We start from the raw sequence: 6,675 nt of genomic DNA on the forward strand, positions 1-6,675 counted from the left end.
GTTAAGTATTAACTGATTCCAGCGATTGATTGGAGTGGAGGAAGGGAGAAATGGCCAATTTGAGATTTGTCCAGCTCCACGGCTTAGAGGCACATGGCATAAGTCAATTGGCCAAGAAGTCTCACGGGTCACCAGCGGAAATCGAAGTCTTGCATGGAAATCAATAGCGGCGTTTAACAGCACCATTATATAAAAAACTACCTTATTACAGACCATCAAAGGAGGAAGAAGCATGGAGGAAAAATTAAAATCCCTTCAAACTGAAGCAATTGAAAAGATTAATGAAGCACAAGACTTAAAGGAACTGAACAATATTCGTGTTGCCTACTTAGGTAAAAAAGGTCCGGTTACCGAAGTGTTAAAAGGCATGGGGAAACTTTCTGCAGAAGAGCGCCCTAAAATGGGAGCACTTGCGAACGAAGTCCGCGGTGCGATCACCGAAAAAATTGAAGCAAAGCAAGAAAAACTTGAGAAAGAAGCGGTCGAGAAAAAACTCCAATCAGAAACGATTGATGTAACTCTGCCGGGGCGCCCTGTCAGAAAAGGAAATCACCATCCGCTTACAATGATCGTAGAAGAAATTGAAGATCTCTTTATCGGGATGGGTTATACAGTAGCTGAGGGTCCCGAAGTCGAGAAGGATTACTACAACTTCGAAGCATTGAACCTTCCGAAAGGTCATCCCGCCCGCGATATGCAGGACTCCTTCTACATCACTGAAGAGACTCTGCTGAGAACCCATACATCTCCTGTTCAGGCTAGAACGATGGAATTGGCAAAAGGGAAAGGCCCGATTAAAATCATCTGTCCGGGTAAAGTATACCGCCGTGATACTGATGATGCGACCCACTCCCACCAGTTCATGCAGATTGAAGGCCTGGTGGTGGATAAAGATATCCGCATGAGTGATCTAAAGGGGACGTTGAATGTATTCGCTAAGAAAATGTTCGGTGAAGACCGTGAAATCCGTCTGCGCCCAAGCTTCTTTCCATTCACTGAGCCATCCGTTGAAATGGATATCTCTTGCAAAATCTGTGGCGGTGAAGGGTGCCGCGTATGTAAAGGGACCGGCTGGATCGAAATTCTCGGAGCAGGCATGGTTCACCCGAACGTTCTTGAAATGGCAGGATTCGATCCCAAGGAATACACAGGCTTTGCATTCGGAATGGGACCTGAACGTATAGCGATGCTGAAATACGGAATCGATGACATCCGTCACTTCTATACAAATGATACCCGTTTTGTAACGCAGTTCAACGTGACCGAGTAATGCAACACTACTATCGAGCGGAGGTAAAAACATGTTTGTTTCATATAAATGGTTAGAAAACTATGTAGACCTGTCAGGAATGACTCCTGAAAATCTGGCAGAAAAAATCACGAGAAGCGGTATCGAGGTTGAAGGCGTCGAGAGAATCGGAGCTGAAATCAAGAACGTCGTTGTCGGGCATGTCCTGGAGTGCGAACCCCACCCGGACGCGGATAAATTAAATAAGTGTCTGGTTGATATCGGCGAAGATGAGCCTGTCCAAATCATTTGCGGTGCGCCGAACGTGGCAGCCGGACAAAAGGTGGCAGTCGCTAAAGTTGGCGCGGTTCTGCCGGGGAATTTTAAAATCAAGAAAGCTAAGCTTCGCGGCGAAGCATCTCATGGTATGATTTGTTCCCTGCAGGAATTAGGCGTTGAAGGTAAGCTTGTTCCAAAAGAGCATGCTGAGGGAATTTATGTTTTCTCCGATGGTGCAGAAGTCGGGCGTGATGCAGTCGCTCTATTGAATCTTGACGATGCTATCCTTGAACTTGGATTGACTCCTAACCGTTCAGACTGCCTGAGTATGCTTGGCGTCGCATATGAAGTGGCGGCCATTCTTGATCGGGAAGTAAAGCTTCCGGATGTGAACATGGAAGCAGGCAAAGAAAAAGCTTCCGACTATATTACGATAAATGTTGAAGCAAAGGAAGATAGTCCTTTATACGGAGCTAAAGTCATTAAAAATGTCAAAATTGGTCCATCCCCGATCTGGATGCAAAATGCGCTGATCGCTGCTGGAATCCGTCCTCATAATAACGTGGTTGACATTACGAACTATATTCTTTTAGAGTACGGCCAGCCCCTTCACGCATTTGATTATGATCGCCTGGGCTCTAAGGAAATCCTGGTCCGCCGTGCAAAAGATGGAGAGAAATTTGTCACGCTTGATGATGCAGAAAGAACCTTATCTTCAAGTCAATTGGTAATCACGAACGGCGAAGAACCGGTAGCACTTGCCGGGGTCATGGGCGGTGCAAACTCTGAAGTCCATAACAATACAACGACGGTACTTCTGGAGTCAGCTTATTTCACCGGCGCTATCGTCAGGAGGGCATCCAAAGATCACGGACTCCGCAGTGAAGCAAGCACCCGTTATGAAAAAGGAGTCGACCCGGACCGCGTCCTGAAAGCAGGCGAACGTGCAGCTGAACTGATGGCAAAATACGCAGGCGGCGAAGTTCTTGAAGGGACAGTTCTTTTTGATGAATTAACGATTAATCCTGCGGTCGTGGAAATCACACTCGAAAAAATCAATGCTTCATTAGGTACTTCGATTTCGGTTGAAGAGGTGAAAGAAATTTTCCGCCGCCTTCAATTCGAAGTAAGTGTAGACGGAACGACATTCACTGTCACTGCGCCTACAAGAAGAGGGGATATTTCCATTCAAGAGGATTTACTCGAAGAAGTTGCCCGTTTATACGGATATGACAACCTTCCGCTGACTCTTCCTAAAGGTGAAAGTACGCCTGGGGGATTGAACGAGTATCAATTAAAACGCCGCAGGGTACGCCGATACTTGGAAGGTGCAGGACTTCTGCAGGCAGTCACTTATTCATTGACGAATGACGAGAAGGCAACTAAGTATGCACTGGACATGAAAGAACCTGTCCGTTTGCTGATGCCGATGAGTGAAGAACGCAGCAATCTGAGACTAAGCATCACCCCTCAGCTTCTTGAAGTTATTGCGTACAATAAAGCGCGTCAAAATGACTCTCTTGCTTTTTATGAAGTGGGATCTGTCTTCTTGAAGGAATCAGATGAAGAACTTCCTGCAGAAGAAGAACATATAGCAGGAGCGTTGACGGGCTTATGGCATACGCATGCTTGGCAGGGTGAAAAGAAAGCTGTCGATTTCTATGTAGCGAAAGGAATTCTGGAAGGCTTATTCGACGAGCTTGGAGTAATGGAAACTGTTTCATTCCGTCAGGCAGCGGCGGGTGGACTACATCCGGGAAGAACAGCTGAAATTCTCTTGGATGGAGAGGTAATCGGCTTTGTCGGTGCAATCCATCCTGAGGTTGAAAAAGAACTCGACTTAAATGAGACCTATGTATTTGAACTGAAAGCGAAGCCGGTCTTCCATTACGATAAGCCGGCATTAAGCTATTCACCGATCCCGCGTCACCCGTCCATCACAAGGGATATCGCTCTTGTCGTGGATACAGAGGTAAAAGCAGGAGAATTGAAATCCGTCATTCAGCAAGCTGGAGGCAAACTTCTTAAAGAGGTATCTGTATTCGATCTTTATGAGGGGGAGCATATGGAAACCGGTAAGAAATCACTTGCTTTCTCACTGAAATACTTCGACCCTGCGAAGACACTGACTGATGAAGAAGTCGTCAAGGTACATGACGGCGTCCTTGCAGCAGTGAAAGAGAAAGCGGGAGCGGAATTACGGGGATAAACAGATAAATGAAGAGGCTGGGACAAATGAGTTTTAGCTGAAATAAAAATCCGAACGTTAATTCGAATTCTTTCATTAGAATCCGAATTAGTTCGGATTTTTCTGTTAAAGATTATTGTTCATTTCAGCTTGATCCAGAGGTGGCACAGAAATCAAAAGCGGTGTATAGCGACTGAAAAAATGATATAACGAGACATGGTTCGTCTTAGAGTATATTATGTTGGTTTTGTGCCGGCCACAATTTTTATGTTCTTTTTCCGAAACATGAAAGAACCTCCAACGTTCAACAAAACGTTGGAGGTTCTATTTTATCTTCCGGCTAGACGGATGGCCTTCTCACTATTGGCAAAATGCCATTTCGTCATAGTTTTCAGTTCTTCTATACCTTTGCGCTTAATGATCTTAGCAGCGGCAACATCAACATGCTTACCTGCCCCTTTTGGTATTTCCACTCCCGCTTTTGCACTCAGTTTGTCCATTTCCTTAAGGAAGGCATATCGAGCGATGATAGAAGCAGCAGCAACAGCGATATGGATGCTTTCCCCTTTTGTACTGAAGTAGACCCGTTCTTTTTGGATTTTCTTTTGTGCATGGATATGCTTGAAGTATGTATTCTTCTCGACAAATTGATCGATCAGGATGCCTTCAGGTACTTCGGGAGCCATCTTATTCAACAAGTGGAGGATGGCCTGGTTATGCAGAATAGCCTTCATTTTTCCCTGCGTCATGCCCTCGCTTTGAAGCTTATTGTATTTATCATTATGAAGGACCAGTAAGCTGTATGGAATCGACTTGATGAGATCTTTGGCAATGGAAATGATTTGTGCATCGTTTAAATTCTTGGAGTCCTTCACCCCCAGTTCTTTCATTAAAGGAATCTGTTCTTTTTTCACATAAGCACTTACGACGGTAATTGGGCCGAAGAAGTCTCCTGTGCCCACTTCATCTGATCCGATCACGGACCAATCCGCAAAGTTTTCAGGCAGCATCGTTTTTCCTTTGGCAGGCGATTTCACCTTTGGAGTCTCTGCGCTTCCCCACTTAGCAGCTTCTGCTTCGCCATCAGCACCTTGAAATAGAACCTTACCGGATTTATAAGCCGTCACTGTGCAGCCAGCCGGTTTTGCTACAAAAACTGCACCGGGCGGCAGTTTGCTGACGAGTGTATCTTTGTAATATCCTTTCATTTTCATTGTTAATGCACTGTTTGCTTGAATGACTGTATTCGCCAAACTAATCTCTCCTTATGACAAATTTCTATGTAATAACAAAAAATCAGACTATAATTGACATTTTCTTTTCAAAACAAAAAGATTTCATGTTATGATATTGGTTAGGATTCTTATGAACAGGGGGAACTCATATTGTCAGAAGAGCAAAAAAGTCGCACCACTGTAGATATATATGGTCAACAATATACTATTGTCGGTACTGAGTCGACAAGTCAAATTCGATTTGTTTGTTCGAAGGTCGATGACAAAATGAGAGAAATCAATTCTATGAATCCATCTCTTGATACTGGTAAGCTTGCTGTATTGACAGCTGTTAATGCAGTCAATGACTATATCAAACTGAAAGAGCAGTTTGAGGAGCTGGAAAGAGAAATTAAACGCTTAAAGGATTGAAAATGACATGCTTGATTTAGTTTTACTGATTATCCTGTTAGTGGGATTCTTCACCGGTCTTAGACGCGGCTTTATTCTGCAGGCTGTCCACATGACAGGTTTTATTATTTCTTTTATTGTAGCATATATATATTATGATCAGCTTGCACCAAAACTTACGCTGTGGATCCCGTATCCGGTACTTGATGATCATTCCAAGTTAAATATGATTTTCGAAATGACGAATATGGATCAAGCATATTACCGAGTGATCGCGTTTGCGATGATTTTCTTTGCGGTCAAGATCATTGTACATGTACTTGGATCGATGCTCGACTTCGTGGCCCATCTTCCTGTCCTGAAACAATTGAATGTAATTGGCGGGGGAGTGCTGGGTTTGATAGAAACGTATTTAATCATTTTCATTATTTTATTTATTGCCGTTCTGCTGCCGATTGAGACGGTACAGTCTTTCATAAATGATTCATTCATTGCACAGGCGATGGTCAAGCACACCCCTGTGTTTTCGGAAATGGTAAAAGACTGGTGGATTGAAAACGGGGCTTGATCGGGAGGCTGACATAATGAGGATAGATAGAATGATTTAATGTTAAGTATAACAACCTTAACTGATGATCACTATCCTTGAGGAGTCAGCTTTCTTTGTTCCGTAATTTGGTCTGGATTTTTGGCTTATTCCATACAGATGACTTTACAGCTCTGCTGAAAGAGAGGTTTGGACGAACGTGCATAGTCTAAGTAAAACCCGGACTAATTTGAATTCCCAGGATTCAATTAAGTTCGGGTTTTTATAATTTTTGTCCCAACCTCTATAAGCCAAAAATCAATCGGTTTCCGGTTTCATCGCTTTCTTTTTTTGGTTATTTTGCTACTATATAAGAAGAGAACGGTTCATGGGAAGAGTTATTTATATAGAGAGAAGCAGGTGAATGGGATGAATAAGAAGGATATAATCAGGCTGTTGGAAACGATTGCAATCTATATGGAACTAAAGGGTGAAAACTCTTTTAAAATATCGGCTTACAGAAAAGCAGCCCTTGCGCTGGAAAATGATGATCGCAGTTTAAGTGATATCAGTGATTTCACGAAACTGAGCGGAATCGGAAAAGGAACAGCGGGGGTGATTGAGGAGTTCATTAAAGAAGGAACTTCCTCGGTGCTTGAAGAATTAAAGTCGGAAGTGCCGGTTGGATTGATTCCCCTTCTTCAGCTTCCGGGACTTGGAGGCAAGAAGATTGCCAAGCTTTATAGTGAACTGGGTGTGGAAGGGATTGAAGATTTGGAGGAAGTATGCCAGTCCGGGAAAGTCCAGAGTCTTCCGGGCTTTGGAAAGA

At 43.7% G+C, this 6,675-nt stretch carries 6 protein-coding genes; 5 read left to right on the forward strand and 1 reads right to left on the reverse strand.

The genetic code is table 11. The features are described from left to right. The first annotated feature begins 232 nt into the window (after positions 1-232). Both pheS and pheT read left to right on the forward strand, forming a co-directional pair. Positions 233-1,270, forward strand: a complete 1,038-nt coding sequence (pheS, locus tag HP456_RS03545) for a phenylalanine--tRNA ligase subunit alpha (RefSeq protein ID WP_172248630.1) — start codon at positions 233-235, stop codon at positions 1,268-1,270. 31 nt (positions 1,271-1,301) lie between these two features. Then, on the forward strand, positions 1,302-3,716 hold the full coding sequence (gene pheT, locus HP456_RS03550; protein ID WP_172248631.1) for a phenylalanine--tRNA ligase subunit beta: 2,415 nt from the start codon (positions 1,302-1,304) through the stop codon (positions 3,714-3,716). A gap of 308 nt (positions 3,717-4,024) precedes the next feature. Here the strand turns inward: pheT and rnhC are convergent, their stop codons facing one another. Next, complete coding sequence (gene rnhC / locus HP456_RS03555; protein ID WP_172248632.1) at positions 4,025-4,948, reverse strand: ribonuclease HIII; 924 nt, start codon at positions 4,946-4,948, stop codon at positions 4,025-4,027. Between the two features lie 132 nt (positions 4,949-5,080). Between rnhC and zapA the strand changes: the two genes are divergently transcribed. The 3 genes from zapA to HP456_RS03570 all read left to right on the forward strand — a co-directional run. Continuing rightward, a complete protein-coding gene (gene zapA / locus HP456_RS03560) occupies positions 5,081-5,341 on the forward strand; it encodes a cell division protein ZapA (RefSeq protein WP_172248633.1) in 261 nt (86 codons plus the stop codon). Positions 5,342-5,348: 7 nt separating this feature from the next. Continuing rightward, positions 5,349-5,888, forward strand: coding sequence for a CvpA family protein (locus tag HP456_RS03565; protein WP_172248634.1), 540 nt, complete (start codon positions 5,349-5,351; stop codon positions 5,886-5,888). A 387-nt stretch (positions 5,889-6,275) separates the two neighbouring features. Next, positions 6,276-6,675 (forward strand): helix-hairpin-helix domain-containing protein (locus HP456_RS03570; protein ID WP_246288702.1); only part of this gene is annotated, 400 nt, incomplete at its 3' end.

Source organism: Bacillus haikouensis (assembly GCF_013179555.1).
Lineage (GTDB): Bacteria > Bacillota > Bacilli > Bacillales > Bacillaceae_B > Rossellomorea > Rossellomorea haikouensis_A.

Bases quoted from the DNA above. Each gene is read 5' to 3' on its own strand.
- HP456_RS03565 (WP_172248634.1), top strand. From the start codon at position 5,349: ATGCTTGATTTAGTTTTACTGATTATCCTGTTAGTGGGATTCTTCACC.
- pheS (WP_172248630.1), top strand. From the start codon at position 233: ATGGAGGAAAAATTAAAATCCCTTCAAACTGAAGCAATTGAAAAGATT.
- pheT (WP_172248631.1), top strand. From the start codon at position 1,302: ATGTTTGTTTCATATAAATGGTTAGAAAACTATGTAGACCTGTCAGGA.